The organism is Sporosarcina sp. NCCP-2222 (assembly GCF_023168145.1).
Lineage (GTDB): Bacteria > Bacillota > Bacilli > Bacillales_A > Planococcaceae > Sporosarcina.
The window spans coordinates 18,536-45,044 of record NZ_BQYK01000002.1 but is presented as its reverse complement, the minus strand read 5'-3'; the positions used below and the strand labels follow the sequence as shown (position 1 = coordinate 45,044).

Here is a 26,509-nt window from a genome sequence, read left to right as displayed (position 1 = left end):
CAAGCCTGGCCAGAAGATTGCGATGGATGGCCTTGTCGTTTCAGGGAAGTCTACTGTGAACCAGGCTGCGATCACAGGAGAATCCGTTCCTGTGATGAAGGAATTGGATGATGAGGTGTTCGCTGGAACGTTGAATGAAGAGGGTGCACTAGAAATCAAGGTGACAAAGCTTGTCCATGATACAACCATAGCCAAGATTATTCACCTGGTGGAAGATGCGCAGGCAGAGAAAGCGCCATCCCAGAAGTTTGTAGACAAATTTGCTAAATACTACACGCCGATCATTATTTTAATTGCATTCCTTGTTGCCATTGTCCCTCCGTTTTTCGGCGGTGAGTGGCACCAGTGGATCTATCAAGGCCTGGCAGTGCTCGTTGTCGGCTGTCCATGCGCTCTCGTTGTCTCAACGCCTGTTGCCATTGTCACAGCGATCGGCAATGCCGCGCGTAAAGGAGTATTAATTAAAGGCGGCGTTCATTTAGAAGAGATGGGACGTTTGGACGCCATCGCTTTTGATAAAACCGGAACACTGACGAAAGGTTATCCGGAGGTGACGGATTTTGTGGCGGCAGCCTCTGTCGATACGCTTGCACTTCTAGGCAAAATTGCAGCGGTGGAGTCCATGTCACAGCATCCGCTGGCAAAGGCAATCGTCCAGTATGCAAAAGCAGAAGGGGCGCAGCCTGCCGAAGTGGAGAATTTTCAATCGGTGACAGGCAAAGGAGCGTATGCCGATGTTTCGGGGGAGACGATTCATATTGGCAGTCTCCAATGGATTTCGGAGCTCGCAGAAGTCCCGCAGGATTTGCTGGAGCGTGCAAGAACACTTCAAACTGAAGGGAAATCAGTCATGGCGTGTGCTGCGTCTGGAAGCTTCCGAGCATTGATTGCTGTTGCGGATCCTGTCCGACAAGAGAGCCAGAACGTATTAGAACGGTTAAAATCTGTAGGAATCCGCCACACTGTTATGCTGACCGGCGACCATGAAACGACTGCTCAGGCCATTGCCCAAGCTGTTGGAGTGACGGATGTCCGGGCTAGTTTAATGCCTGAGGATAAACTTACTGCCATCAAAGAATTAAAAAGCCGTTATGGACGTGTTGCCATGGTCGGTGACGGCATCAATGACGCGCCTGCGCTTGCCGCATCATCCATCGGCATTGCGATGGGAGGGGCCGGAACGGATGCGGCTCTGGAAACGGCAGACATCGCCTTAATGGCGGATGATTTGAATCAATTGCCATATACGATGAAATTAAGCCGAAAAACATTGCAGATTATCAAAGAAAATATTATGTTTGCATTAGGCTTAAAAATTGTAGCGCTGCTGTTGATCATTCCAGGATGGTTGACGTTGTGGATCGCCATATTCGCAGATATGGGTGCAACGTTGCTCGTTGTATTGAATTCCTTGCGATTGATGCGAATCCAAAAGTAAGGAGCGGCGGAGAGACGGAGGGATAGGCTATGCAATTGAGAGAATGGACGATCGAGGAACAGGAGCAGCTGATTCACTTTTTGACGACGAATACATGGCCATTTCATGGCAATGCACATTTGGAACGGGATTTGATTGAGAAAACGATCGAAGAGGGCGGCTATGAATCCGATGAGGTGAAAACATTCTGGGTCGAGAATGACACCGAGGATATAGTCGGAATCGTTAAGATTTATGATTTGCAGGATGAAATACCGCTTTTTGATCTGCGGATTGCGGATCGATACCGTGGATTCGGGTACGGCCCAAAAGCGTTGCGGCTTGTGACGGAATACGTATTTGGACTTCCTGAAGATAAAATCCGGTTGGAGGGGCATACAAGACAGGATAACTTGGCGATGCGGAAGACGTTCGAACGGGCTGGGTTCGTCAAAGAGGCCCATTTGCGGAACGCTTGGTTTTCGCCCAAAGAGAATTCCTATTATGATGCCGTGACATATGGAATGACTCGCGAGGATTTCCTTGCGGGCACGACGACGCCCGTCCAGTGGGAGGATGAGCAATTCAGTAAGAAATTTGGTGTGAAACGCATTCCGAGTTTTCCGGATCGTTTCGAATCGGAACGGCTGATTATCCGGATGCCCGATATGGGAGATGCACTGGATGTATGGAATGCGCAGCGCAACTCATTGCCTGCCTTGCGGGAATGGATGATTTGGGCCCAGTCCATGCCAGAACTAGCGACAGTAGAAGAAAGCTTGCGAAAGTCGATTGCGGATTTCATAACGAGAGAGGATTTACGCCTTCATCTGTTTTCGAAAGAAACAGGTGAATTCATTGGTTCTTCGGGTTTGCATCGGATCAATTGGGAAATTCCAAAGTTTGAAATCGGCTATTGGATGGATTCAAGATACGAAGGGCACGGTTATATGACCGAAGCGGTGAAACGGATTACCCGTTTTGCATTTGAGGAGCTCGGGGCCAACCGGGTGGAAATTCGCTGTGATGAAGAAAATGTAAGAAGCCGGGCGGTTGCCGAGCGGGCAGGTTACCAGCTGGAAGGTCTCCTGCACCAAGATTCATTGTCTGCAGATGGAAAACAGTTACGGAATACGTGCATCTATGCGAAAATAGAAATAGATTCAAAATGAAAAGGATGCCTATATAGGCATCCTTTCCGCTACACTGATCGTCGTCCGGTCAAAAGTTGAATGACAAAGATGATTCCGGCAATGAGAAGTAATAGATGAATTAGCCCTCCGCCGATCTTCATTGCAAAACCGATGATCCAGAAAGCTAGTAAGAGTACGATGATAAACCATAATACTTTACCCATAATTTTTCACTCCTTTGAGTTGGTATTTTGAATTTACCCCGATAGACGAAAATGTAAACAGGGCGACAAAGTCGTCAGCGGCGGTTCAATCATCGGCAGGAAGGGAAAGGTACATAGCATAGGGGGTGACAGAGTGGCAACACCTAGTATGGAAGATTATATCGAGCAGATTTATTTGCAATATGAAGCACGAGGAGAAGCGCGTGTTTCAGATGTCGCCGAAGCACTGGCCGTACTTCCTTCGTCTGTAACTAAAATGGCACAGCGCCTGGACCGGGAAGGGTATCTTGTATATGAGCGATACAGAGGGCTGGAGCTAACAGAGAAAGGAATGAAGTTCGGCAAGAAACTGGTTCACCGCCACGAATTGCTGGAACAGTTTCTGAGGCTCATCGGTGTTGATGAAGAGAATATCTACAGAGATGTGGAAGGGATTGAACATCATCTGAGCTGGAATGCGATGGATCGAATTACAGATCTGGTCGAGGCGATGGAGGAAGATGAAGAGTTTGTCCGCAAAATGAAAGAGAAGCAATCCACTTGACGGAAGGAACGGATACATTTGGAACAATTACAATCAGGTTATATTACTGCGCTAACAGTGCTGCGGAGCGAAGGGTCCCGCTGGGTGCTGGACGGGAAAGATACAGAGATCATGCTGAACGCATCCGAAGTGGAGGCGCCTATTGAGCCAGGCGATCAGATTGATGTCTTTCTGTATAAAAATCGGCGCGGAGAGCTGGCGGCGACGGCAAGTATACCGAACATGACGTGCGACACGTTCGGCTGGGCCCGTGTCATCCGTTTGGACGCGAATGAAGGCGCATATGTCGATATCGGCTCTTCCTTTGAAGTGCTTATTAACCGGGCAGATCTGCCACGGCTTAAATCGCTTTGGCCACAAGTGAATGACGAATTATTCATGACACTGCGCACGGATCTAGGCGGCACCATTTTTGGCAGACTGGCAACGGAAGAACGGGTCCAGGAATTGATTGCCGATGCGCCGGAATCGCTTCGCAATCAAAACCTGAAGGCGAGGGCATACCGCTTGCTGCCTGTCGGATCGTTCCTCTTAAGCCAACCGGAGCTTTACCGGATTTTCATCCATCAGACGGAGCGGGAACACGAGCCGCGTCTCGGTGAAGAAGTGGATGTCCGCATTATTGGCGTCCGGGATGACGGCACATTGAACGGCTCGTTATTGCCGCGTAAACAAGACCGGCTAGGCGATGACGGACAGGCCATCTTGGATTATCTAAACGAGGTCGGCGGGAAAATGCCGTTCGGGGATAAATCAACCCCAGAAGAAATCCAAGAAATGTTCGGCATGAGCAAAGCCGCTTTTAAACGGGCACTCGGGAAATTAATGAAAGAACGGCGGGTCAGCCAAGAAGATGGATGGACCCATTTGAAGTAAGGGAACTTTTTTATATCCATATCGTACTAATCGATAGATAAGGAGGGGCACTGGTCTATGAAACGATTAACAGCGATCATGGCGGCAAGTTTACTATTTTGCGGAATGTTCTTTACATCTTCCGTACAGGCTGAAAAAGTGGTGGATGAAAAATTAGGGGTTCCGGTCGTCGTTTATGGCGCCAACCTGTCCGACGCTGAAAAAGAAAGCGTCAAGAAGAGCCTGAAGGTTGACGAAGAGGCAGAAGTCGAAGAAATCCTCGTCGATGGTTCCGATCTGGTGAAATATATTAAAGACGGCGATCCGAAGGCGCGTATGTATTCCTCGGCTAAAATTACCCGGAAAGATGCAGGGAAAGGGTTGCAGATTTCCATTGTCACGCCAGGTAATATTACGCAAGTGACGTCTGATATGTATGCAACGGCCATGCTGACTGCGGGCATCGAGGATGCGGTCGTAGAAGTGGCGGCACCAAAAGCGGTAACCGGCCATTCGGCGCTTGTCGGGATTTATAAAGCGTATGAGGTATCAGGAGAAAAACTGGATACGGAACGGACGGACGTTGCGAATGATGAACTGAGCCTGGCAACAAAGTTTTCAGGTAATGGCATCGATGAGGATAAAGTCGCGGAATTGTTGACGGAAATTAAAAAGCAAATTGCCGAAAACAAACCGGCTACCAAAGAAGAGGTTGAAAAGATCGTCAATGAGCAATTGAAAAAGTTGAACATTGAATTGAGCGACGCGGACCGTCAGCTGCTCATTGATCTGATGGACCGAATTCGAAATTTGGATATCGATTTCAATAAATTATCTGAGCAGTTGAATGATATGGCCGCAACGATCAAAGAAAAACTGGGTGACATCGATCCCGGTTTTTGGGATAAAGTGAAGCAATTCTTCACTGATTTATTTGATTCAATTAAATCATGGTTCCAATAAAATTGTAGTAATAATTGTTTGACAACGTTTTCTTTCCATCAGTACACTAGTGAAAAGGAGTGGTATGATGAGTTTTGAACTCGCGGAATTAGGCGGAGATGCATTTGCTTTTCAACTGAAGAAAGATGGTAAGATGCAGGCGGAAATAACATGGACCATGCTCGGAGATGTCATGGTAATGGATCATACATTTGTTTCCCAGGAGTTGCGTGGGCAAGGCGTAGCGAAAAAACTGCTTGATCGTGCCGCGGAATATGCACGTGAACATGAGTACCGGATGGAAGCGGTCTGCTCCTATGTCGTCACTGCCTTTGAAAGGTATAAAGAATACGATGATGTAAAAGCATAATCAAAAAAAGGCGGTTCCTTTATAACGGAATCGCCTTTTTCTATGTCCGATATGCCAAAAGTGACTGCATCATAATCCCCAAGCCAGTGTGACGACGTACACAATACTCGTCAAGATGGATGCCCCTGCGACGGTATAAAGCATGTCCGTCTGAGTGAATGGTATGTTTTTACCCATTTCCATGCTCTCCTTTCGCTTCAAAAGGTGATTTTTCTACTAGTTGTTTTATACCCTTTCTCTAAAAATATGAAACGTTCTACCCTAAAAATAAAAAAAGCGAAACTTCCAGCGTTGGATGACGTATAATTGGTGTGCATAAACTTTATAAGAAGGAAGTGGAATCATGAATCGCACAGCGGAAAAGGTATTATCTATTATTGCGGTTGTCCTGACAGCCATTGGGACTGTAGCGTCATTCTTCGGCGTTGGCATCCTAAAATTAATTACGAGCGATCCGACGTTCAGAAGTGAAATGAGAATGGAGCTTCTCAGTGATCCGACCTTTACAGAACAAGACGTGGAAATGTTCTTCAATGTTTTCGATATTCTCGGAGGTGTTATCTGGCTGATTATCATCGCTTTACTGATCAGTCTCGTGCTGAATATTATCGGGATCGTCAATATTTGGAACAACAAAAACGCAAAATTGGCTGGAATTATGTTCATTATCGCCGGCGTTTTAGGCGGTGTCGTTTCACTTGCGTCGATCTTACTCTATGTGGCCGGCATCCTTTGCTTCACAAAGAAGCCGCCGCTTCAAGATGAGCCAATTTTGGATTCGACGTACAACGAAAACTCCGATACAATGCGGCCAATATAAGACGACGCTTTCCTCCAAAAAGGGGGAAAGCGTTTTTTGGACTTATGACAATAAAAACGCCTCTCCCGGAAAGGAGAGGCGCAGAATCCGATTATACAAGAATCGGCTCATGTATATAGTAAACATATTGGGCGGTTACGACTGGGAAACCTTCGAAATACTCATCAAATTCATCGAGCAGTTCAAAGCCTTGTTTCTCATAGAAAGCCCGGGCCGTTTCGTTACGGCCGTCGACGTAAACAAACAGCTGCTTTGCCGTGCGCAGTGAATGGAGGGCATACTCCATCAGTTGTTTGCCATAACCTGTTTGCTGGTAATCAGGAAGTATGTACATCGCTGTTAATTCAGAATCACCATCTTCATCCTCTTTCGTATAATTGAGGAATCCGATTGGTACACCTTCGCATTCGGCAATAAGGACACAAGTCTTTTCCATGCGTTTTTGCAACATGGCATGAGAATAGGTGCGGGAAAGGAAGTTCATTTGAATGTCTTCCGGAATGATCCCTTGATACGTTTCATTCCATGTAATGCGTGCTATTTGCTGTACATGGCCGATATCTTCGGCCTTCATCGGTCGAATCATGTCACTGTCACCTCAGCAATCCTTTCTGCTATCATAACAAATAATAGATTCAGAAACTATGCTTGTAATCATAATGAAATAAATATTTCTTATTAGTCATGATAGGAAGGAAGAGTGAGGATATGGAGTGGAACTGCCAAATACTTGGCCAGATGGATGGAAGGGAAGTTTACGATATACTGCGACTTCGAGTGGATGTGTTTGTCGTTGAACAATGCTGCGCATATCCGGAGCTCGATGGACTGGATGACGAGGCGATCCATATTATTGGTAGGGATTCTCTCGGCATTGCCGCCTACGCACGCTTGCTCCCGCCGGGCGTAAAGTATGAGGTGCCTGCCATCGGGAGAGTCATCGTCCGGTCGGATCGGCGGGGAACAGGACTCGGACACGAATTAATGAAAAAAGCCCTGGTACGGTCTGTATCGGAATGGGAGCCTGAGCAAATCCGGCTGCAAGCGCAATTTCATTTGAAAGACTTCTACGAAGGCCACGGATTTACAGCCATATCGGAGCCTTACGATGAAGATGGCATTCCGCATGTCGATATGGTCTGGACAGCCGGAGAAGACTCATAAGTTTTTAAATGCTTGGAATAGGGTATACTAATTCTATAGTATAACGATTAAAGATGAGGAGTGATCGGCATGGCACGAAAACGTGGAAATGGTTTATTGCTAGCGACTATCGCAGCAGGTGCATATGCGTATTTCAGTAAAAAAGAAAATCGGGATAAAGCCCAAGTCGCCTTTAATAATATGAAGACGAAAGTGGAGTCGTTTATTAATACCCAAAAATTGAACCGGTCCGATGTGACAAAACCTGGCCATTCGGATCCGTATGATTTGCAGGATAATAAAATGGTGAGTGAGGGCTCGCAGACGAGTGTCCATTACTATAACCAAGAAGTAGAAGATAAATCTAAAGAATCCGAAGAGGATGGCCTCTACCGGAAAAAGCAGACAGCCAATTTGACTGACACGGATTCAAAAACAGATAATCAAGACGATACCAATTCGTCTGATACAAAAAAGGATGAATAACAAAGTACGCTTCCCGTAAAAGGGGGCGTATTTTTTTTGGATACGGACGAGATAAACCTTGCCAGAGAGGGAATGCACAAGATAAGGAACCATGATTTCCGAAACGGCAGGGAAGATTCATTGGTATTGAGGGCGGTTTTCCTGTATAATTTTCTGTAGCTTAAATTAGTGAAGGTGAATCTATTGAAAAAAAGAATTGGTCTATTCACAATATTAACGACAGCCGCCGTTTTTCTGAGTGGCTGTGCCGGGGTACAAAAACAGGAAGGCACGTTTTATAATATTTTTGTTAAACCGATGGAGTGGCTCCTGCATTACTTAGGAGAAACATTCAATGGCAGCTATGGCCTTGCCATCGTGCTCATAACGGTTGGTGTCCGTCTGATCCTTATGCCGCTGATGCTTAGAAACTATAAGTCCCAGCAGGAGATGAAAGTGAAGATGGATGCGCTTCGTCCGGAAATGGAAGATATTCAAAAGCGCCTAAAAGTAGCTCGTGAAAAGCAGGACAAGGACGAGCAGATGAAACTGCAGCAAGAGATGATGGGTCTTTACTCGAAGCATGGCGTCAATCCATTAAATATGGGCTGCCTGCCGCTGATCATCCAGATGCCAATTATCATGGGCTTGTATTTTGCCATCCTTTACGCTCCGCCAGAAGTAAAGGATCACCAGTTCCTCTGGTTCCAGCTCGGTCAACCCGATTTGATCATGATGTTTATCGCAGGTGCCGTTTATTTCGTACAGGCACGCGTATCTCTCTGGACAATGCCAGAGCAGCAGAAACAACAAATGAAATTGTTCATTTACATGTCACCAATCATGATTATGTTCATTTCATTCAAAGCAATGGCAGCATTGCCGCTTTACTGGACAATCGGTGGACTTTTGCTTGTGTTCCAAACTTACTTGGGCCGCAAGTTCTATTACAAAGAAGTCACGCCAGGTGCTGCAGTAGAAGAAAAGAAATAAGTTGAAACTGGGCTGGAGAGCAATCTCCAGCCTTTTTGGAGGGATGGAAATTGAACGCTAAACGGGTATTGGGAATCGGAATTGCCATCGCTGCCTTAACGTCCCTATTTTTTATCATAAAACTGAATCTTGATTTTGCCATCTTATCGATGATGGCGTTGTTTGCCATGACAAACGCTTACCGGGCGGTGTCCTTCAAACAACAGGGGCTGGAGAAAGAGTCCAGATGGATGCGTTGGCTGGCTATCGTTTTTGGACTTGCTTTCTTCGTTATTCTCGCATTGATCATCACATAAAAAAAGGGCGCTCTCTTGGAACCGAATTCCAATGAGAACGTCCTTTTTCTTTGTCAGCGATCCAACTGTTTTCGGTTGGCCCATGCTATAGCCAGAGCAGGTACGGAACAAACCATCATTCCGAGGAAGGCGGCGCCTGGCGACATGTCGTACAACACGCCTGCCGGGAAAGTGAGAAGCGCTGTACTGAGACTCATGGCGACGGCTGCGTACAATCCTTGGGCCGTGGCAATTTGAGTATGCGGCAGCCTTTTCGATAAAAACTGGATAAATGCATAATGCGCCACCCCAAAAGAAAGTGAGTGGAGCACTTGAGTTCCGATAAATACGGCTGTTGTCGGAAACAGGTAAATGAGCAGCCAACGCGCAGATGAACCGATGGCTGCCAGAATGAACATATTGGATACCTTAACGTTCTCCAGCAAGCGATCCGCTCTTGTAAAGAAAAGAATTTCAAAAAGTACTGCAATATTCAAGATGATGCCGATAAAAAAGCCGTTGACGCCAAGATCATCCAAAAAGATGAATCCATAATTGTAGTAAGAGGCGTGGGCGCCTTGCAACAGAATGGCCAGGATGATAACGGGCAAAAAGCCGGATGTCTTGAAGAGGGCACCGAGGCCGGCATCTGGTTGCCTTACTGCGACTCGTTTTGGCTGTGCATCCAATACGGCAGGACCGGTCCGCATAAAGAAAAGAACCATTGCGATGAGACCGCCGATCATTAAAAATAAGATGGCGCGCTCGCTCCATATGGCGGTCGCTGCACCGACCATTAAGAGGGCAATCGTATAGCCGATCGATCCGAACGACCGGCTTTTCCCATAATGAATCCGTTCATGCTGCATAAGAACGGAAGCTCCGCTTTCCACTGCGGGTAAAATCATCGGATACACTGCGCTGAACAGTACGGTAATTATGAGCAGCGGTACGTATGACGAATCAGGTATGTATAACAGGGTGAGCAACAAAGCAATAACCGTGGTCCACTTAATGACGCGTATGTATGACAACCTTCTTGTTAAGTAAGGGAAGATGAAAAAGGTCGAAAAGGAGCGTGCAATCATGCCGGCCCCCATGATGGCGCTGGCGGCTGGGACGCTTAATCCTTTTTCAATAGTCAGCCAACCGGTCCAATAAGGTAAAAAGATGCCCCATGTGAAAAAGAAGACTAGAAAGCTCATGGAAAGCCATCGTTGATTCATAGAAAAGATCCTCGCAATCCGATGTAACTGTAATAAAAAAATAGAACGAGGCTCACACAGCTGAGAGAAATGATGATAGACTAGAAGAGGTGAACCTCACCTTACTTAGATTTTACATAGTTATCGCTACAGAAGGAAGGCAAACGATTAATGAACCGTAGAGCAAAACATAAAAATAAGTCTAAACTGCCATTGACGATTACGCTGACTTTAACAGCCATCTTAATGACGGCTGTCGTTGTCTGGATTGGAATAAACGACTGGGATATTGAAAAAAGCCTGGAGCAAATCGGTGTGAAACAGGAAGAAGCACCCGAGTCAGTACAGGAAGATTCACTGCAATCGGAAGAAGAACCGGCTGAGGAGCCAGGGGTGACCGAGGAAGAACCGAAAGACGAAGAAGAAGCAGGGGAGCCGGAGGAAGTGATGCCGGAAGAACCGGAACAACCAAAGGAACAGCCTGCAGAACCAGCTGTACCGGCAAAGCCGGAGAAGAAAGAGACGCCAAAAACGGAGAGCAAGCCGGAAACGAAGCCGAATACAAAGCCGAATACAACGAAAAAACCTACTGTGACAGATGATAACGGATATATCACAGGGCAAACGCTCCCAGACAAACCGACGTACATTAATGGCATTTTGATTGCCAATAAAAAGTACCCGCTGCCGAGCACATACGCACCAGGAGAAAGCAAGGATGCGAGAGCTGCATTCGATGAAATGGCCGCTGAAGCGAAACTGTCCAATATTAATTTGACGGCTTTCAGCACATACCGCTCCTATGATTATCAAGTGTCTCTTTACGACCGTTATGTGAAAAAAGATGGCAAAGCGGCGGCTGACCGCTATAGTGCGCGTCCCGGCTACTCCGAGCATCAGACCGGTTTGGCGTTTGATATCGGGGAAGAGAATAACCAAAGCCACTGGGCGTCCTCCTCATTTGGGGAAACCGTGGCTGGCAAATGGGTTGCCGATAATGCGCACCGCTATGGCTTCATCTTGCGTTATCCAAAAGGAAAAGAAGCTATTACCGGCTATATGCATGAAGCATGGCACTTCCGTTATGTGGGAAAGGACATCGCAACAGATATTTACAACCGAAACATCACGTTGGAAGAATATTTAGGAATTAAATAACACGGAAAAGACCTCCTTGCGATAATGCGCAAGGAGGTCTTTTGATTATAAAATCGGTGACAGCAATCGGGACACCGATTCTTTAATTTTGATGCCGCGGGATCGCTTCAAATACATGTCGTACGTTAATTCTGTAGATAATTGCATATCCTGTTCAAACAGCTCTGCCAACTCATGTGATTTTTCTCGATCGTAAATAAATGCGTTAATCTCAAAGTTCAGCTTGAAGCTGCGGACATCGATATTTGCTGTGCCGACCGTCGACAGTTCATCATCCACTACAATTTGTTTCGAATGGATGAAGCCGTTCTCGTAAATGTAAACTTTGGCGCCGGCTTTCAACAGTTTGCCTACATTGGAATAAGTGGCCCAGTATACAAACATATGATCTGGCTTGTTTGGAATCATGATCCTGACATCGACACCTGACAGGCAGGCGATCCGCAAGGCGTCAAGAAAGCTGACATCTGGAATGAAGTACGGTGTCTGGATGTAGATATAATCTTTCGCCAGAAAAATCATCTTCAAATAGCCGTCTTTAATTTGCTCCCATTCCGCGTCCGGTCCGCTCGAGACGATCTGCAGCCCGACAGAACCTTTCCGAGGAATGGCTGGGAATAAGCGTTCATCATAAATGATATTATGCTTCTCGGACGCCTGGTTCCAGTCCAAAATGAAACGGGTCTGCAATGGATGGACGGCACTTCCCTCAATTCGGAGATGGGTGTCGCGCCAATAGCCGAAACGCTTGTTTAATCCGAGGTATTCATCCCCCACATTAAATCCGCCTACATAACCGATGCGGCCGTCGATGACGACAATCTTCCGGTGGTTTCGGTAGTTTAATCGAGGATTGATGAGCGGCAGAACGGCAGGGAAAAATGCAGCCACTTCTCCGCCTGCCTCGACGAGCGATTTCAAATGACGCACGTGCAGTCCACGCGAACCGATATCGTCGAACAGGACACGGACCTTCACGCCTTGTTTCGCTTTTCGGATTAGAATATCCATTATCCGTTTTCCGAGCGTATCCAATCGTAAAATATAATATTGAAAATGAATATGGTCTTTCGCGGCTTCCAGATCCTTGATGAGTGATTCGAATTTTACGGCGCCGTCATTAAAAATCTGAACGTCATTGTCTTGGGTCAAGACGGCATGATTATTGCACAAATGCAAATAGATCATGTCTTTGTAGTGGGCTGTATCATCCAGCCGGAAATCGAATGTATCTTTCTCGATTGCCTCAATTTGATAGTTGATCAACTGGTCGATGCCGATCTTATTTCGATCTTCCCAGCGGAATAGCTGTCTTTCCCTCAACTGCCGACCGAGAAGCAGGTAGATGAAGAATCCGAAAAAAGGTATGAAAAATAATACGAGAAGCCATGCCCATGTTGCTGTTGGATCCCGCCTCTCTAAGAAGATAAGAGCGATCGCCAGGAATATGTTCAGGATCAAGATCGCCGTCACACTAATACTGATCAATTGAGCCATATGCGTCCCCCTTTCTATAGAAATCCCTATGACACAGTATACCTTAAAATGGTGGAATAAGAAGGCTAGGAATCAATGGACATGACAACTTTTCCACTGCGCCACACTAAAACCTACTTGACTGATTGGTTTTAGAGGTTTATAGTATTTTTTATCATTCGTTGTTTAGGAGGAAAAGAAGTTGGATACCCTATTACTTTTAGTTAATATTATCGGTTTGCTTCTGCTCGTCGGTATTCTATATCGTATGCATCAGAAAAAGGTTTCGTTTTCAAAACGGGTATTTACCGGATTGGGGCTTGGAATTCTTTATGGTCTCATTTTGCATCTGGCATACGGGACGGACTCGGCCATTCTAAAGGCTTCCATGCCTTGGTTTAATATCATTGGAACCGGCTATGTGAAATTGCTGCAAATGATTGTTATGCCACTTGTTTTCATTTCAATACTCGGCGCCTTTACGAAAGTGACAATTGGAAAGAACTTTGGTAAAACAGCAGCGACTATTTTAGGCATGCTCGTCGGTACCACGGCCATTGCCGCCATCATCGGTATTTCCGCTTCACTAGTTTTTGGCCTTGACGCATCGGATATCGTGCAGGGCGAAGCTGAAGCTACCCGCGGTGCTTCCATTGAAGAAACGTCTGCTACTGTTGCAGATCGTGCCTTACCGGAACAAATCATTGATTTATTGCCAGCTAATCCGTTCCAGGATTTAACGGGCGCGCGTCCGACTTCCACAATCGGCGTCGTCATTTTTGCCGCATTCCTCGGCTTTGCTTACTTGGCACTCGTTCGACGAGACGAAGAAAACGCAACGCTTGTGAAAAAAGGAATTGATGCGGTCTACTCTTTAATTATGGGTGTTGTGCGGATCGTTCTCCGCTTGACTCCATATGGTATTTTGGCGATTATCGCCCGAACGGTGGCGACATCTGATTTTGGCGCCATCTACAATCTCGGTAAATTCGTTATTGCTTCTTATGTTGCGCTAATCGTTATGTTCGGTATTCACTTGCTCATTATGACGCTTTCCGGCCTTAACCCAATCACGTATGTGAAGAAAGTTTCGGAGACATTGCTCTTCGCATTTTCATCAAGATCGAGTGCTGGTACATTACCACTTACGATTAAAACGCAAACCAACCGGCTAGGCGTGCCGGATGGAATTGCAAACTTTGCAGGTTCATTCGGTCTTTCTATTGGGCAAAACGGCTGTGCGGGCATCTATCCAGCGATGCTTGCTGTCATGATTGCACCGACTGTCGGACAAAATCCTTTAGAACCGATGTTCTTGCTCACATTGGTTGCCATTGTCGCCATCAGCTCGTTCGGTGTGGCAGGTGTAGGTGGCGGTGCAACATTTGCCGCGATCCTCGTATTATCGGCATTGAACTTGCCAGTGGCACTGGCTGGGTTGTTGATTTCCGTTGAGCCACTTATCGATATGGGACGTACAGCGCTCAACGTCAGCGGGGCCATGACGGCAGGCGTGACGACGGCGAAAGTGACGGGAGAACTGGATAAAGAAACGTATAATGAATCACTGGATAATCAACCAATCGAAGCATAATAAAAATCCGCAGAAGGCACTAGGCCGACTGCGGATTTTTTACGTCAATTGCTCATATGTTTGGTGTACGGATTTTTTATAGGGAGAATCGGGCAATACAGAAATGTGATCCCATGCACGTTGCGCCCACTCTTTTGCTTTTTCACTATCGCCTATGGCAGCATAGCTCTTTGCTAAATACGCCTCGCCTTCGTAGAAAAGTGATAAATCGATCGGGTGTTTAATGTATTTCATCACATTCACCTGTAGAAGCGACTCAATGGCTTCCTCATAGCGGCCAACTCCATATAAAGCTTTACCTGTTTCCAAATAGACATATGGACTAAACCCATCTTCGGCGTGCAAGGATGCCGAGTATTTCTCCATGAGACGAAGTGCTTGCTCGTAATCATGACAATAGGATGTCAGCCGATGGATGTCTAAGAAGCGCGTAAAGTCCAGCGGTTCCTCGTCATCAATGAACTTCGAGTAATGGATCAACTTATTGCGATAGTCTTCCATCTTCTTTTCATCGTATGACATGAGCGCCTGAATGGCAGCGAGTCGATACAAATGGTCCACCTTATAAAAGACTTGCTGCTCTTTGGAATAATTTATGGCCTGTTCCATCACTTTCGTTGCAGTTTCCGAATCGCCGACGGCAAAATGCAAGACCGCTTCGTGATAGTCTAAGTCGATGCGGGTCATTGGTTCAATATAGGCGTGTGTCGACTCGATAAAGTTACGTTCTTCCAGCATGGTAGCCAAAGCTCCGGTATAATCAGGCAGAGCAAATTTTGCCATGGCACGGAAAATTCCAACGGCTGCTCGGCGGTATATAATATGTAAATCCTCAAAAATATTCGCTGCACGGTCCGTATAGGTATGCCAGCTCTCGTCGTCTTCAAAATAAAGAGCTCGGCCATACAAATCCAACAGTCGAGCAGATTCATAGTTCTTTGTCAACTTTGGCAAAACAGGTTCAATTAGGTTAATAATCTGCTTGTGCTCATTCGTTACTTCATCATAAGGCACGTGATAAAGAGCGTCTGCCTTTTCAATTATACTTCTTAATTCCTCTACATTACCTTCTTCCAATAACACAGCAACATCCACTTCTAGACGTGAAGCAATATAAGACAGGCTATCCATTGAAGGGTTCGCCTTATTGTTTTCAATCAAACTGAGCATGCCCTTCGTCAGCTGATCGCCAGCCAATGCTTCTAATGTCATTTTACGCTGTTTGCGCAATATGCGTATTCGTTCTCCGAGTGTTTCGATCAGGCACACCTCCAATTTCTAATTCATATTGTTTAATTATATTAAACTTTTGCTTGAAAGGGAAGAGGGAGCATGATATGCTTTGTTTAATGAAATTAAACTTTTTCAAAATGGGGTGTTAGGAAATGGATCACGCAATGAAACTGAAACGTGCTACTTATCACATGTGGACCTTTACAATTAGTAAATTAATCTCTTCGTTTGGAGCACATGTGTATGCTTTTGCTGTCAGCTTTTACATTTTGCAATTGACAGGCTCTGCAACGAATTTTGCGATGAATCTTATTTGCAGTATATTGCCGCGTACGTTAATAGCGCCATTTGCAGGTTACGCAGCGGATAAATATTCGAGGAAGACGATTGTCATTGTGGCGCAAATTGCTTCTACACTCGCGATTGGGGGATTGCTGACTGTCAGTTTGACATCGGGTCTGTCATTGCTTGCTATTTATACAACGACTGTTGTTTTATCATTGGCATCTGCGTTTTCGGGTGTTGCATTCAGTTCGTCCATTACGGGTTTGATTGACGAAAACCGAATTCAACGAGCGATGGCTTTGAACCAGATGTCAATATCCTTCGCAGCAATCGGGGGGCCGGCAATCGGGGGAATTATGTACGGAACCGTATCGATGAATACTTTCTTGATCGTTTACATGTCAGCCTCCTTACTGGCTGTTCTTTTGGAATCCACAATGAATTTTAAACTCTTCTCAAATCGAAAGGAAAAGACGGAAGAAGAGCAAAAAGAGTCGATGTGGCAAAGTATGAAAGCCGGGATTTATTATGTACGCCAGCAGCAGGTTCTTTTGACGATTATTTGGATCTCCTTGTTCATCAATTTCCTTATTGGTGCGTATCAAGTCGGCCTTTCCTATATCTTGATAGAAGGGTTGAAGATGCCTTCTACACGCTTCGGCGTGGTGGAAGGATCATTTGCCATTGGCATGCTTCTCGTATCGCTTTATTTCTCGGTGAGAAAAGAAGTGAAATATCCATTGATCGTGTCGAAGAGGGGAATTTTAGTATTTGGATTCCTGCTGATGTTCATGACACTTCCTTTACTCGTGTCCATGCAGCCGAATGTGTACTTCGCCTTTTATGTGGCCGTTATTTTCACTTGCGGGGCCACTATTATGATAGTCAATACGCCAATGCAAGTCATGTTTCAAAAGATTATCGACGATGATTTTAAGGGACGGGTGTTCGCGATACTTGAAACGATGGCTATGGCACTTATGCCGCTTGGTGTCGTCATCTACGGGTTCCTTTATGATGTCCTGCCGGCTGAATGGATATTGATCGTTACCGGTGCTTTATTAATCGGGATTGTTCTATTCATGGCGCGTCCTTCTGTCGTTCGGAAAGCGCATCCAGAGCTTGCGGAAAAGCAAAAGGTGAAAGCAAAGGTAGCAACAGAACAGTAATTTAAGGGGGAATGGGGAATTGTTAAAAATTGCAGAAGAGATCGTACACATTATGCACTATGATTATGCGGGCTGTTTGGATAAAAAGGGATGGGATACACCGGAGGTCTTTTTGGGAAAGGTGAAGCAGAATCCCAACCTTTCATCGAAGGAATTTCTCGAGCTGGTGAATGATTACTTGCTTGATTTCAAAGATAAACACATTTATATGATAGTGGATGGGGAACAGGTAGAGAAACCGAAAAACCGAGGATTCAGTGTCAGGCGTTATGAAGATAAGCTCTATATTACAAAAGTAGATTCAGATGACAGGCTAGTGCCAGGCATGCGTTTGATTTCCGCAGGGGGAATGAGCATTCCCGAATTACGGGAGAAGCATCATCGTCTGCTAACTGAGAACCATGCGGAGCGCGAGAACTGGGCGCCGATTCTATTGCAATATGAAGAAGGAATTGTGGAGGATCTGGAAGGGAATCAACAGCATATTGACTTTCAGCTGTTCGAAAAAAAGCCGTTTGTTCCGGAATATTCACTTACCCAGCTGGAGGAGGGGCCAGTGTTGCTGACGATGACGGATTTCGCCAATCCAGATGCGATCGCTAAGTTGGTGGAAGAGAATAAGGACCTGTTGGAAACGGCTGAACAATGGATTATCGATGTTAGGGTCAACAACGGGGGAAGTGACGCGAGCTATTTCCCGCTACTACCGTATTTGGTGCCCGAAGAGGGATTGGAGTTTGGCGATTCCGATGAAACGATGATATTTAATTGTACGGAAGCGAGCTGTGACCGAGTTGTTCAGGACCTCGATAACGAATTGGCCAACGTGGAAGATGAACGTTTCCAGCAGGTTTTACAAATGTTTAGATCGGAATGGACACAGAATCGGGGAAAAGGTTTCGTCGAGTTTGATTTTGGTGACGCAGTAGAGGACACATACGTCAAAGGCTTGAAAAATCCTAAGGAGATTATTGTACTCACTGACAATACATGCGGCAGTGCTGGGGATTCCTTCGTGGAACATGTCAAAAAATCGAGTAAAGTAACTGTCATTGGCCGGGCGACACTCGGGCTAAACGATTATGCAAATCTCGCATCTGCTAGCTGGGACGGTTACACACTGATGTATCCGACCTCCCGGCTGTCCCGGATCGATAAAGGAGAGGGGATGACGGGTGTCGGCATCACGCCGCACATTCATATCCCCTGGACACCGGAACATATTTCAGGTGACCCGGACTTGGAGCAGGCATTGGCCATGTTAAAGTGTGCGGTTGAGTATTGATTTTCATTCGGAATAACAAAGACCGCCTGGCTGGATGCCGGCGGTCTGTCTTTAATTTGTTGTTGCTTCGATGGAACGCAGCGACTTGGTTGATTTTCGGAATAGAACAATCCAAACAATCGAGAGGATGGCGAGACCCGCGGAAATATAATAAATATCCCCATTCATGCGGGTGAGCAACCATGCAAACAGGATCGGTGCAATGATTCGCCCCATATTATCCATTGAATAGGTCATGCCTGCTGCCGTGCCGTATTTGCCACCGGATTCCTTGGAAGTTAAGGAAACGAGCACGGTACGTGATAAAGCATTCCCTGCCGTGAATACGCTGAGCGAAAAACCGGCCCAGAACAAGCTGGAGGTAAACGGAATCATGAGCAGCCCAATCGCAGTAACAACTTGCGCACCTAAAATCCACTTCGCCTCGCTGCCATTTTTCACCCGACGTACAACCCCGCCTTGGATGGCCGCGTCGACAAAACCGCTCGCCATGAACAGGTAGCCCACTTGCTTCGGCGTAATATCGATTTTAGAAATCTGGAACAACTGGAATGTGGATTCAATGCCAGCCAATATTAGCGTAACCATGAACGACAGCAGAAACAGATTGCGAATCCGGTATTGCCATAGCACAAGCCCACCTCTTGGCAGAAGCGCGCGTTTATTTGCCTCGCCTTGGCGTTTCGGCTCTTGCAAGATGATACTGGCATAAATCAGGATGAGGAGTGTCAGGATGCCAGATGCAAGAAATGGAGTCTGCAAGCTAATATCTCCAAGAACTCCACCGAGAGCCGGACCAAAAATGAAACCTAACCCGATTGACATGCCGAGAAAGCCCATATATTGGTTTCGGTTCTCTTCTGTCGTCATATCCCCGACAAAGCCGGTGACCGCCGTATAAAGGGCGCCAGAGAAAATACCGCCGACAATCCGGGATACATACAAGAGGGTCAAGTTATCAATGAATAAAGCAAAGAGAAAGAAGCTCAAACTGAATCCGACCAACCCGACCATAATCAGTTTCTTCCGGCCAGTCCGATCTGATAAGGAACCCCATAACGGCGCCGTGAAAAACGAAGCGAGCGAATAAACGGTCAACAGTCCTCCAACATGGACTTCGGACAACTGCTGCTGGACAATCACTTCAGGAAGAACAGGAATAATGATTCCGAACCCTAGATAGACAAAAAATTGAACAGACATTAAAAGTACAATGGACTTTTTCATGAAAAACCTACCTGCTTTCCATACAATTCATACAGTCATTTTACTCTGGAACGCATCCGTACACAAAGAATATCGCCTTTACTATAGGCGGGCGCCAATCCAACTGGTTGCATACATGGAAAAAATTAAAACAGAAGACTTTATCGGCGCCATGTATAAGACATTTACAAAAAACCTAAAATTGTAACATAATTGAAAGATTTAAATGGGTCAAGGAGTGGTATGATGGAGATAACGATAAAATGGAACAATTTTCATTCATCCAATGAAACCTTCCATATGAAAAACACGTCTAAAACAGTAAGCAGAAAGGTCGAGGTGGAAAGATGGCTAAAGATAAAGTTGACTTGAAAAAGATCATCTCCAATTTGGCGAAACTCGGTGTGTCGGCTACCGTGACGAAGTCCCGTCTAGATATGCTTAAAGCACTCGCGCCACCCATACAAGACCCGCATATACAGTCACAGTGAAAGAAAGCAGCCTGCTTCGAAGAATAATTCGAACAGGCTGCTTCTTTTTTTGAGCTCCAAATGATTAAACCGGCTGCCCTAAGACAGCCGGTTCCTCAATCATCATCATTCGAACTGAACATATATGTCCGATGATGGAACTTCATACTGAACACGAGTCCGATTGCGAGCATATTCCCCATGAGCGAGCTTCCGCCGTAACTGATAAAAGGAAGCGGAATACCCGTGATTGGCAATAGCTGAATCGTCATTCCGATATTTTCGAACACATGGAAGGTGATCATGGCAATAATGCCCGCACAAATATACGTACTGAACGGGTCTTTTAATTCAAGCGTGATCTTCGTCATATGATAAATGAGGAAGAAGTAAAGACAGATGACGACGCTGGCACCGATGAAACCCCAGTCCTCGCCGATTACACTGAAGATGAAGTCGGTATGGCTTTCCGGCACGTACACTTCCCGGCCTTGATAGCCCTTCCCGAAAATCTCCCCGGATCCGATCGCATTCAGAGATGTGATCAAGTGGCGGCCCTCATCGGATGCGTAGGAATACGGATCAAGCCACGTATAAATCCGCATGAACTGATACTTTTGGAAGCCAAGCTTGAAAAGGAAATCTTGCGCATACAGCGCCATCCAAAGCATTGCTGTTCCGAGTGATACCCCAACTGCGAAAATCGGGAGGATGATCCGCCATGTAATGCCGGCAACGACAATAAGCGCAGCCGTGATGGCTAAAAATACGAGACCTGTTCCAAGGTCAGGCTGCTTCATGATGAAGAATAATGGAACGAGCAAAAGGCCGAGAATTTTCCCAAGCAGCAAGAAATCGCTTTTTATCGTCTTATCCAAATATTTTTCATGGTGCTTCGTAATCATCCGGGCCAATCCGATAATGAAGAACGTTTTCATGAATTCGGCAGGCTGGATGCTGCCGACACCCGGAAGGTGAAACCAGCTTTTTGCATTATTTCGCCGTGCCACAAGCTCCATACTCTCTGGCAGGACATATAATAATGCCAGCAGGAAGACGCCGCCTCCATAAATGATCCATGCCGCTTTCTTGTATTGCTCCGGTTCCAAATACATCGTTAAGGCGATAATAACGGCCCCCACCGCATACCATTGGATCTGGGAAGGGATGAAGTTGATGTTATATTGGCCGGTTGTCTGAGCGGATGAAATGGCGATGAGGCTAATCACGCCAAATAATAGAAGTATAAAGGCCAAGGTCCAATCAAATCGGTCCGATGGTCGATTATCTAATTTCATATGAAGTCACCTTATTAGTAGAGGATAGAAAACCTAAGAAATTATTATACAGGAATTTCTTCAACAAATGGCAAATGAAATTTTTCCAATGGATTCACACATCATCTTCTGAATCGAACATATACGTCCGATGATGGAATTTAATGCTGAAAATCAGGCCGATGGCGAGCATATTGCTGAACAGGGAACTGCCCCCATAACTGATAAAAGGAAGAGGGATCCCTGTAATCGGCAACAGCTGAATGTTCATTCCGATATTTTCAATGACGTGAAAGGCAATCATAGCGGTGATGCCTGTGCACACATAGATGCTGAAAAGATCCTTCAGCCCAAGCGCCACTTTCGTCAAATGATAGATCAGAACGAAGAACAGGGTGATGACAAGGCTGGCACCGATGAATCCGTATTCCTCGCCGATGACGCTAAAAATAAAATCGGTATGGTTCTCGGGAATGTAGACGACTCGTCCTTGAAAGCCTTTGCCCGTCATCTCTCCTGAGCCGATCGCGGTCATGGCTGTAATGAGATTATACCCTTCATCGGACGGATAAGAGTAAGGGTCCAGCCATGAATACACCCGCTTGAATTGATACCGCGAGAAACCGAGTGTCTCTTCCATGAAGTCTTGTGCATATAGAGCCATCCAAAGCAAACCGGCTCCCAGAGCGGCGCCTGCTGAAAATAAAGGAAGGAGAATCTTCCACGAGATGCCGGCAACAAGGACGATAGCCGCCGTGATGGCGATGAAGACGAGAGATGTTCCTAAATCCGGCTGCTTAACAATAAAAGCAAGCGGCAGTATAAGGACAGTGGCGATTTTCCCGAGCAAGAGAAAGTCAGATCGGAGTGTCTGTATTTCGTTCTTCTCATGATGAGCGCTCACAAGCCGAGCCATCCCTAAGATGAAAAAAGTTTTAATGAATTCGGAAGGCTGGATTCTACCGATGACAGGCAAAGTGAGCCATCTTTTTGCCCCCATCCGGACTTCTGCAATCTGTCCTTCGCCGCCCGGCGCAACTATCAGAAAAGCCAGAAGACAAACACCAAAACCGTAAAGGAGCCAAGCAATTTTCTTATATTGATCAGGATCAAAATACATGGCCATAGCGACAATCAAAGCACCGCATACATACCAACGAACTTGCAGAAGAGAAAAATTCGCGGCGTATTGGCCGGATGTTTGGGCTGAAGCGATTACCGTCACACTAATGATGCAAAATAATAAAAGAATAAAGGCGAGCGTCCAATCAAAACGGTCCGCAGGCCTATTTGAGAGCTTCACTGCATTCACCTTTTCTACAATTCCTATTTCCGGATCAACACCTACTATTCAAAATCGTTGATAAAAATAGGTTATCTATCAGTATAGCGTACCCGTTTACTTGATTCATATCAAACTTTTGGACGAAACGCCCCCTTGAAAGTTGCAAAGACATAAAGAAGAGTCCCTATTGTGGAATAGTATTTTAATGATTTGTTCATGAGCGAATTAATTCATGGTAAACTGAGAGAATGAAATCTAACGGCGAGCGAGGGAATTCAATGAAAAAGCGACTAGGTTTATTATATGGCGGGAAATCGGCTGAGCACGAAGTGTCACTGTCTACGGCACGCGCAGTCACAAATGCAATTGATTTCGGAAAGTATGACGTCATTCCGGTTTATATCACGTATGAAGGGGAATGGCGGAAGGGAGAACCGTTGCAGGCACCGGCTGCTACGATTGAAGAATTGCGGCTGGACAGGGAGACAGCAAGACCTGACAGTATCCATGACTTTTTGAACGGCAGTGCTGGAACACCGGACATCATCCTGCCTTTATTGCACGGCACGAACGGAGAAGACGGCACAGTACAAGGGCTTCTGGAAGTGATGAATATTCCATACGCCGGAAATGGCGTGCTTGCGTCATCGGCGGGTATGGATAAAGTCGTCATGAAGCAGTTATTTGCCCATGCTGGATTAAAACAAGTCGGATACGTTCATTTTCTTCGGAATGAATGGCAGGCGGAGAAAGAGAAGCTTGTAGAAAAGATGGAGACCGAACTATCATGGCCGATGTTCGTGAAACCGGCCAATCTAGGATCGAGCGTCGGTATCAGCAAAGCGGAAGATCGGGAAAGCCTAGTAGCTGCGGTAGAGTTCGCACTGAAATTTGACCGTAAGATTATTGTGGAGCAAGGCGTAGTCGCAAGGGAAATCGAGGTCGCTGTGCTCGGAAACGATAAGCCTGCTTGTTCCGTCCTGGGTGAAATTAAGCCGGTTGCCTCCTTTTACGATTATGAAGCGAAGTACCAAGATGGCAATACAGAGCTTGTCATCCCTGCGCAAGTTACAGACGCGGTCGAAAGCGAATTGAAGGAAATGGCGATTCGAGCCTTCAAAGTGCTCGACTGTGCAGGGCTTGTACGTGCAGACTTTTTCGTCACGGCAGATGATGAAGTAATCATCAATGAAGTAAATACGATGCCTGGCTTTACGCCGACAAGTATGTTCCCGCTCCTTTGGCAGCATTCAGGGCTTGCCTATCCAGAGCTCATCGATCGGCTGATCGATTTGGCATGGGAACGGCACGAAGAAAAGAAGAAAATACAATACACGATGGATTGAGGCGAGTGAATTGAGAAAGCAATTGGCAGATGTCGCAAATTGGCTCGGTGCAAAAGGACAGCATATGGAGAATGTCGTCGTAACAGGCGCATCGATCGACACACGTACGATTTCGAAAGGGGAACTGTTCATACCCTTTCGGGGAGAACATGTAAACGGCCATCGATTTGTGCAGCAGGCAATCGAAAAGGGCGCGGCTGCTTCTTTATGGCTACTCGATGAACCGAATCCACCCGCTGATATTCCACTTATCTTTGTTGAGGACGGTGAACTGGCACTTCAACAAATGGCGAGAAGCTATCGCGATGAGTTGACGTGCAAGATTATCGGTGTCACCGGTTCGAACGGGAAAACGTCAACGAAAGATTTGATTGCCAGCGTCCTAAGTCCTTATTTCCAAGTGCGGAAAACGGAAGGGAACTTCAATAACGAACTGGGACTCCCGATGACACTTCTCTCTCTTGATCCGGAAACCGAAGTTGCTGTGCTGGAGATGGGAATGAGCGGCTTTGGCGAAATCTCTTTCCTTTCTCATGTGGCGAAGCCGCATTACGCGGTCATTACGAATATTGGAGAAGCACATCTGCAAGATCTCGGCTCTCGGGAAGGAATTGCTAAAGCGAAATTTGAAATCATTGACGGATTCAGTAAAGACGGCATTCTATTTTATGATGGTGATGAGCCGCTTCTCCGGGATCGTGTCGCTCAGTCGGATATCCATACCGTTTCATTCGGGACGGGAAAAGAGGCGGCATTCCGACTTGTTTCGATGGATTCTGGTGACGAAGGAAGCAAGTTCTCTGTAGAAGGTGTCGTGAACGGCAATTTCACGATTCCGGTCTACGGTTCCCATCAAGTGAAAAATGCCCTTGCCGCCATCCTCATCGCTCATGAGCTCGGCCTTACCAACGATCAGATTGCAGAGGCACTGCGCCAAGCCCGTTTGACGGATATGAGGATGCAGCCGATTTTGCATAGCAGCGGTACATTGTTTATTAATGACGCCTACAATGCGGCTCCAACATCGATGCGTGCAGCGATCCGGTTCTTGCAGGAAACTCATTTACGAAATGAAAAATGGATAGTAATGGGCGATATGTTGGAACTTGGTGACGATGAGCGTCTTTACCATGAATTACTCGCTGACGATCTAGCAACACTAGACGTTAAGGGGATCTGTCTCTATGGTCCTCGGATGAAGTGGCTGTACGACGTGTTGCAGAAGCAAGGGAAAGAAAATCGACAACTGATATGGTCGGAAACGGACTATGAATCAATTACGGAACCATTGCGGAAGGTCATGAATGCGAATTCCATCATTCTGTTGAAAGGCTCGAGAGGCATGGAGCTGGAACGGGTTGTGGAAAGTTTGCTGGAACAATGAAAACGGGTGTGCTCGTCATCCATGGATTTACGGGCGGACCGTTTGAAGTCCGCCCATTCATCCACTATTTGAAGGATCATACGGACTGGAATATTTCTGTTCCGACCTTGCCGGGACACGGCCTTCCCCCGAATTTGCGCGGCATTTCGGCGGAAGCATGGATGATGGAAGCAGAGCTGGCGCTGAAACGACTCCTGAAGGAATCGGATCGTGTCATCCTCGCTGGCTTCTCCATGGGCGGCTTGATCGCCATGTATTTGAGCTTGCGCTACCCTGTGGACAAATTGGTCCTTTTAAGCGCGGCAGCCAAGTATATCAGCCCAAAAGTGATGCTGGCGGATATCGTAAAGATGCTGACCGAATCGGTGACGAAGAAACACTCGCCGAACACGTTTTATCACTTGTATGACTATAAGCTGGCCAATACACCGCTGCAATCGGCCGTCGAATTTTTGCGGCTGAACCGGATGGTCGTCCCCTATTATCATCAGATCACGACCCCGGTATGCATTGTCCAAGGGAAGAAGGATGAAATCGTCCCATTTGCAACGGGCGAGCATTTGTATCAGTCATTGGGCTCCACCGAAAAGCATCTCATCATTTCGGAGTCAGGCAAACATCATATTTGCTACAGCGATGATTCGGCGGATTGGTTTTCCGAAGTTCTCACGTTCATGCAAAAGGATACAGGCGTTTTCTGATTATTGGTTTTTAAGCGGATTGATTGCGGAACAGCCAATCGCGTGGTAAACTACTATGAGTATTGGATACATTTACATGAGACTCTTCCTGTGCGAAGAGTACTTTTTTTTGAATAAAACGGTTTGCTGCCCTCATCAGGACGCCAAGCCGCTCGGCAAAGACCGGGCTTTCCTTTTCAACGAATGCCTCTGATTTTACTGGAAGTTCGACTTAACTTCCGCCCACTCCAGAGAAACCAAAATATCGGAAACGT

27 protein-coding genes are annotated in these 26,509 nt (G+C 46.3%); 19 read left to right on the top strand and 8 right to left on the bottom strand.

Annotated features, from left to right (window positions below; translation table 11 throughout):
• Together NCCP2222_RS04065 and NCCP2222_RS04060 are read left to right on the top strand one after the other, a co-directional pair.
• Positions 1–1,438, top strand: a 1,438-nt coding sequence (locus NCCP2222_RS04065) for a heavy metal translocating P-type ATPase (protein ID WP_248509868.1), incomplete at its 5' end; no start/stop codon positions are given.
• A 29-nt stretch (positions 1,439–1,467) separates the two neighbouring features.
• Complete coding sequence (locus NCCP2222_RS04060) at positions 1,468–2,589, top strand: GNAT family N-acetyltransferase (RefSeq protein WP_248509866.1); 1,122 nt, start codon at positions 1,468–1,470, stop codon at positions 2,587–2,589.
• 29 nt (positions 2,590–2,618) lie between these two features.
• On the opposite strand, the gene NCCP2222_RS04055 is transcribed toward NCCP2222_RS04060, so the two are convergent.
• Complete coding sequence (locus NCCP2222_RS04055; RefSeq protein WP_248509863.1) at positions 2,619–2,774, bottom strand: lmo0937 family membrane protein; 156 nt, start codon at positions 2,772–2,774, stop codon at positions 2,619–2,621.
• 133 nt (positions 2,775–2,907) lie between these two features.
• On the opposite strand from NCCP2222_RS04055, the gene mntR reads away from it, so the two are divergent.
• The 5 genes from mntR (at position 2,908) to NCCP2222_RS04030 (ending at position 6,305) form a co-directional block, all read left to right on the top strand.
• Entirely contained in the window at positions 2,908–3,318 is a 411-nt protein-coding gene (gene mntR, locus NCCP2222_RS04050) for a transcriptional regulator MntR (RefSeq protein ID WP_238079220.1), read from the top strand.
• A gap of 18 nt (positions 3,319–3,336) precedes the next feature.
• A complete protein-coding gene (locus NCCP2222_RS04045) occupies positions 3,337–4,194 on the top strand; it encodes a CvfB family protein (RefSeq protein ID WP_248509861.1) in 858 nt (285 codons plus the stop codon).
• Positions 4,195–4,299: 105 nt separating this feature from the next.
• Entirely contained in the window at positions 4,300–5,136 is an 837-nt protein-coding gene (locus NCCP2222_RS04040) for a DUF1002 domain-containing protein (protein WP_248510822.1), read from the top strand.
• 67 nt (positions 5,137–5,203) lie between these two features.
• Positions 5,204–5,485, top strand: coding sequence for a GNAT family N-acetyltransferase (locus NCCP2222_RS04035; protein WP_248509859.1), 282 nt, complete (start codon positions 5,204–5,206; stop codon positions 5,483–5,485).
• A 343-nt stretch (positions 5,486–5,828) separates the two neighbouring features.
• Positions 5,829–6,305: a DUF4064 domain-containing protein gene (locus NCCP2222_RS04030; RefSeq protein WP_248509858.1), complete on the top strand. Its 477-nt coding sequence runs from the start codon at positions 5,829–5,831 to the stop codon at positions 6,303–6,305.
• Between the two features lie 91 nt (positions 6,306–6,396).
• Here the strand turns inward: NCCP2222_RS04030 and NCCP2222_RS04025 are convergent, their stop codons facing one another.
• A complete protein-coding gene (locus NCCP2222_RS04025) occupies positions 6,397–6,891 on the bottom strand; it encodes a GNAT family N-acetyltransferase (RefSeq protein ID WP_248509857.1) in 495 nt (164 codons plus the stop codon).
• A gap of 122 nt (positions 6,892–7,013) precedes the next feature.
• On the opposite strand from NCCP2222_RS04025, the gene NCCP2222_RS04020 reads away from it, so the two are divergent.
• The 4 genes from NCCP2222_RS04020 (at position 7,014) to NCCP2222_RS04005 (ending at position 9,202) form a co-directional block, all read left to right on the top strand.
• A complete protein-coding gene (locus NCCP2222_RS04020) occupies positions 7,014–7,469 on the top strand; it encodes a GNAT family N-acetyltransferase (RefSeq protein WP_248509856.1) in 456 nt (151 codons plus the stop codon).
• A gap of 69 nt (positions 7,470–7,538) precedes the next feature.
• Positions 7,539–7,934 carry a hypothetical protein gene (locus NCCP2222_RS04015; protein WP_248509855.1) on the top strand — a complete coding sequence of 132 codons (396 nt, stop codon included), beginning with the start codon at positions 7,539–7,541 and terminating at the stop codon, positions 7,932–7,934.
• Positions 7,935–8,117: 183 nt separating this feature from the next.
• Positions 8,118–8,906 carry a membrane protein insertase YidC gene (gene yidC, locus NCCP2222_RS04010; protein WP_248509854.1) on the top strand — a complete coding sequence of 263 codons (789 nt, stop codon included), beginning with the start codon at positions 8,118–8,120 and terminating at the stop codon, positions 8,904–8,906.
• Between the two features lie 50 nt (positions 8,907–8,956).
• Positions 8,957–9,202: a hypothetical protein gene (locus NCCP2222_RS04005; protein WP_248509853.1), complete on the top strand. Its 246-nt coding sequence runs from the start codon at positions 8,957–8,959 to the stop codon at positions 9,200–9,202.
• A 53-nt stretch (positions 9,203–9,255) separates the two neighbouring features.
• On the opposite strand, the gene NCCP2222_RS04000 is transcribed toward NCCP2222_RS04005, so the two are convergent.
• Complete coding sequence (locus NCCP2222_RS04000; RefSeq protein ID WP_248509850.1) at positions 9,256–10,407, bottom strand: MFS transporter; 1,152 nt, start codon at positions 10,405–10,407, stop codon at positions 9,256–9,258.
• Between the two features lie 150 nt (positions 10,408–10,557).
• Between NCCP2222_RS04000 and NCCP2222_RS03995 the strand changes: the two genes are divergently transcribed.
• Positions 10,558–11,544 carry a M15 family metallopeptidase gene (locus tag NCCP2222_RS03995; RefSeq protein WP_248509848.1) on the top strand — a complete coding sequence of 329 codons (987 nt, stop codon included), beginning with the start codon at positions 10,558–10,560 and terminating at the stop codon, positions 11,542–11,544.
• 45 nt (positions 11,545–11,589) lie between these two features.
• Here the strand turns inward: NCCP2222_RS03995 and cls are convergent, their stop codons facing one another.
• Entirely contained in the window at positions 11,590–13,041 is a 1,452-nt protein-coding gene (cls, locus tag NCCP2222_RS03990) for a cardiolipin synthase (protein WP_248509846.1), read from the bottom strand.
• A gap of 247 nt (positions 13,042–13,288) precedes the next feature.
• Between cls and NCCP2222_RS03985 the strand changes: the two genes are divergently transcribed.
• A complete protein-coding gene (locus NCCP2222_RS03985) occupies positions 13,289–14,614 on the top strand; it encodes an L-cystine transporter (protein WP_282570671.1) in 1,326 nt (441 codons plus the stop codon).
• 39 nt (positions 14,615–14,653) lie between these two features.
• Here the strand turns inward: NCCP2222_RS03985 and NCCP2222_RS03980 are convergent, their stop codons facing one another.
• A complete protein-coding gene (locus NCCP2222_RS03980; RefSeq protein ID WP_248509843.1) occupies positions 14,654–15,883 on the bottom strand; it encodes a helix-turn-helix domain-containing protein in 1,230 nt (409 codons plus the stop codon).
• Positions 15,884–15,999: 116 nt separating this feature from the next.
• On the opposite strand from NCCP2222_RS03980, the gene NCCP2222_RS03975 reads away from it, so the two are divergent.
• Positions 16,000–17,301, top strand: coding sequence for an MFS transporter (locus NCCP2222_RS03975; protein WP_248509841.1), 1,302 nt, complete (start codon positions 16,000–16,002; stop codon positions 17,299–17,301).
• A gap of 19 nt (positions 17,302–17,320) precedes the next feature.
• Positions 17,321–18,586, top strand: a complete 1,266-nt coding sequence (locus tag NCCP2222_RS03970; RefSeq protein WP_248509839.1) for a S41 family peptidase — start codon at positions 17,321–17,323, stop codon at positions 18,584–18,586.
• A gap of 51 nt (positions 18,587–18,637) precedes the next feature.
• Here the strand turns inward: NCCP2222_RS03970 and NCCP2222_RS03965 are convergent, their stop codons facing one another.
• Positions 18,638–19,813, bottom strand: coding sequence for an MFS transporter (locus NCCP2222_RS03965; protein ID WP_248509837.1), 1,176 nt, complete (start codon positions 19,811–19,813; stop codon positions 18,638–18,640).
• A gap of 326 nt (positions 19,814–20,139) precedes the next feature.
• Between NCCP2222_RS03965 and NCCP2222_RS03960 the strand changes: the two genes are divergently transcribed.
• Positions 20,140–20,283 (top strand): Lmo0850 family protein, encoded by a 144-nt coding sequence (locus NCCP2222_RS03960; RefSeq protein WP_184212283.1) that lies wholly within the window; start codon positions 20,140–20,142, stop codon positions 20,281–20,283.
• A gap of 95 nt (positions 20,284–20,378) precedes the next feature.
• On the opposite strand, the gene NCCP2222_RS03955 is transcribed toward NCCP2222_RS03960, so the two are convergent.
• Together NCCP2222_RS03955 and NCCP2222_RS03950 are read right to left on the bottom strand one after the other, a co-directional pair.
• Positions 20,379–21,560 (bottom strand): FtsW/RodA/SpoVE family cell cycle protein, encoded by a 1,182-nt coding sequence (locus tag NCCP2222_RS03955; protein WP_238079203.1) that lies wholly within the window; start codon positions 21,558–21,560, stop codon positions 20,379–20,381.
• A gap of 94 nt (positions 21,561–21,654) precedes the next feature.
• Positions 21,655–22,842 carry an FtsW/RodA/SpoVE family cell cycle protein gene (locus NCCP2222_RS03950; protein WP_248509836.1) on the bottom strand — a complete coding sequence of 396 codons (1,188 nt, stop codon included), beginning with the start codon at positions 22,840–22,842 and terminating at the stop codon, positions 21,655–21,657.
• 260 nt (positions 22,843–23,102) lie between these two features.
• On the opposite strand from NCCP2222_RS03950, the gene NCCP2222_RS03945 reads away from it, so the two are divergent.
• From NCCP2222_RS03945 to NCCP2222_RS03935, 3 genes are read left to right on the top strand one after another with little or no spacing between them, the layout of a single operon-like run.
• Complete coding sequence (locus tag NCCP2222_RS03945; RefSeq protein WP_248509834.1) at positions 23,103–24,170, top strand: D-alanine--D-alanine ligase; 1,068 nt, start codon at positions 23,103–23,105, stop codon at positions 24,168–24,170.
• A 10-nt stretch (positions 24,171–24,180) separates the two neighbouring features.
• Complete coding sequence (locus NCCP2222_RS03940) at positions 24,181–25,554, top strand: UDP-N-acetylmuramoyl-tripeptide--D-alanyl-D-alanine ligase (RefSeq protein WP_248509832.1); 1,374 nt, start codon at positions 24,181–24,183, stop codon at positions 25,552–25,554.
• On the top strand, positions 25,551–26,255 hold the full coding sequence (locus NCCP2222_RS03935) for an alpha/beta hydrolase (RefSeq protein WP_248509830.1): 705 nt from the start codon (positions 25,551–25,553) through the stop codon (positions 26,253–26,255). Before NCCP2222_RS03940 ends, NCCP2222_RS03935 begins: the two co-directional genes overlap by 4 nt.
• The last annotated feature ends 254 nt before the right edge of the window (positions 26,256–26,509 follow it).

Coding starts and splice junctions, on each gene's coding strand:
- NCCP2222_RS04025 (WP_248509857.1), bottom strand. CDS start 6,891: ATGATTCGACCGATGAAGGCCGAAGATATCGGCCATGTACAGCAAATA.
- NCCP2222_RS03935 (WP_248509830.1), top strand. CDS start 25,551: ATGAAAACGGGTGTGCTCGTCATCCATGGATTTACGGGCGGACCGTTT.
- NCCP2222_RS04035 (WP_248509859.1), top strand. CDS start 5,204: ATGAGTTTTGAACTCGCGGAATTAGGCGGAGATGCATTTGCTTTTCAA.
- NCCP2222_RS03975 (WP_248509841.1), top strand. CDS start 16,000: ATGGATCACGCAATGAAACTGAAACGTGCTACTTATCACATGTGGACC.
- NCCP2222_RS03995 (WP_248509848.1), top strand. CDS start 10,558: ATGAACCGTAGAGCAAAACATAAAAATAAGTCTAAACTGCCATTGACG.
- cls (WP_248509846.1), bottom strand. CDS start 13,041: ATGGCTCAATTGATCAGTATTAGTGTGACGGCGATCTTGATCCTGAAC.
- NCCP2222_RS04015 (WP_248509855.1), top strand. CDS start 7,539: ATGGCACGAAAACGTGGAAATGGTTTATTGCTAGCGACTATCGCAGCA.
- NCCP2222_RS04000 (WP_248509850.1), bottom strand. CDS start 10,407: ATGAATCAACGATGGCTTTCCATGAGCTTTCTAGTCTTCTTTTTCACA.
- NCCP2222_RS04060 (WP_248509866.1), top strand. CDS start 1,468: ATGCAATTGAGAGAATGGACGATCGAGGAACAGGAGCAGCTGATTCAC.
- NCCP2222_RS03985 (WP_282570671.1), top strand. CDS start 13,289: ATGCATCAGAAAAAGGTTTCGTTTTCAAAACGGGTATTTACCGGATTG.
- NCCP2222_RS04055 (WP_248509863.1), bottom strand. CDS start 2,774: ATGGGTAAAGTATTATGGTTTATCATCGTACTCTTACTAGCTTTCTGG.
- NCCP2222_RS03955 (WP_238079203.1), bottom strand. CDS start 21,560: ATGAAATTAGATAATCGACCATCGGACCGATTTGATTGGACCTTGGCC.
- NCCP2222_RS03960 (WP_184212283.1), top strand. CDS start 20,140: ATGGCTAAAGATAAAGTTGACTTGAAAAAGATCATCTCCAATTTGGCG.
- NCCP2222_RS04040 (WP_248510822.1), top strand. CDS start 4,300: ATGTTCTTTACATCTTCCGTACAGGCTGAAAAAGTGGTGGATGAAAAA.
- NCCP2222_RS03945 (WP_248509834.1), top strand. CDS start 23,103: ATGAAAAAGCGACTAGGTTTATTATATGGCGGGAAATCGGCTGAGCAC.
- NCCP2222_RS04030 (WP_248509858.1), top strand. CDS start 5,829: ATGAATCGCACAGCGGAAAAGGTATTATCTATTATTGCGGTTGTCCTG.
- NCCP2222_RS04020 (WP_248509856.1), top strand. CDS start 7,014: ATGGAGTGGAACTGCCAAATACTTGGCCAGATGGATGGAAGGGAAGTT.
- NCCP2222_RS03965 (WP_248509837.1), bottom strand. CDS start 19,813: ATGAAAAAGTCCATTGTACTTTTAATGTCTGTTCAATTTTTTGTCTAT.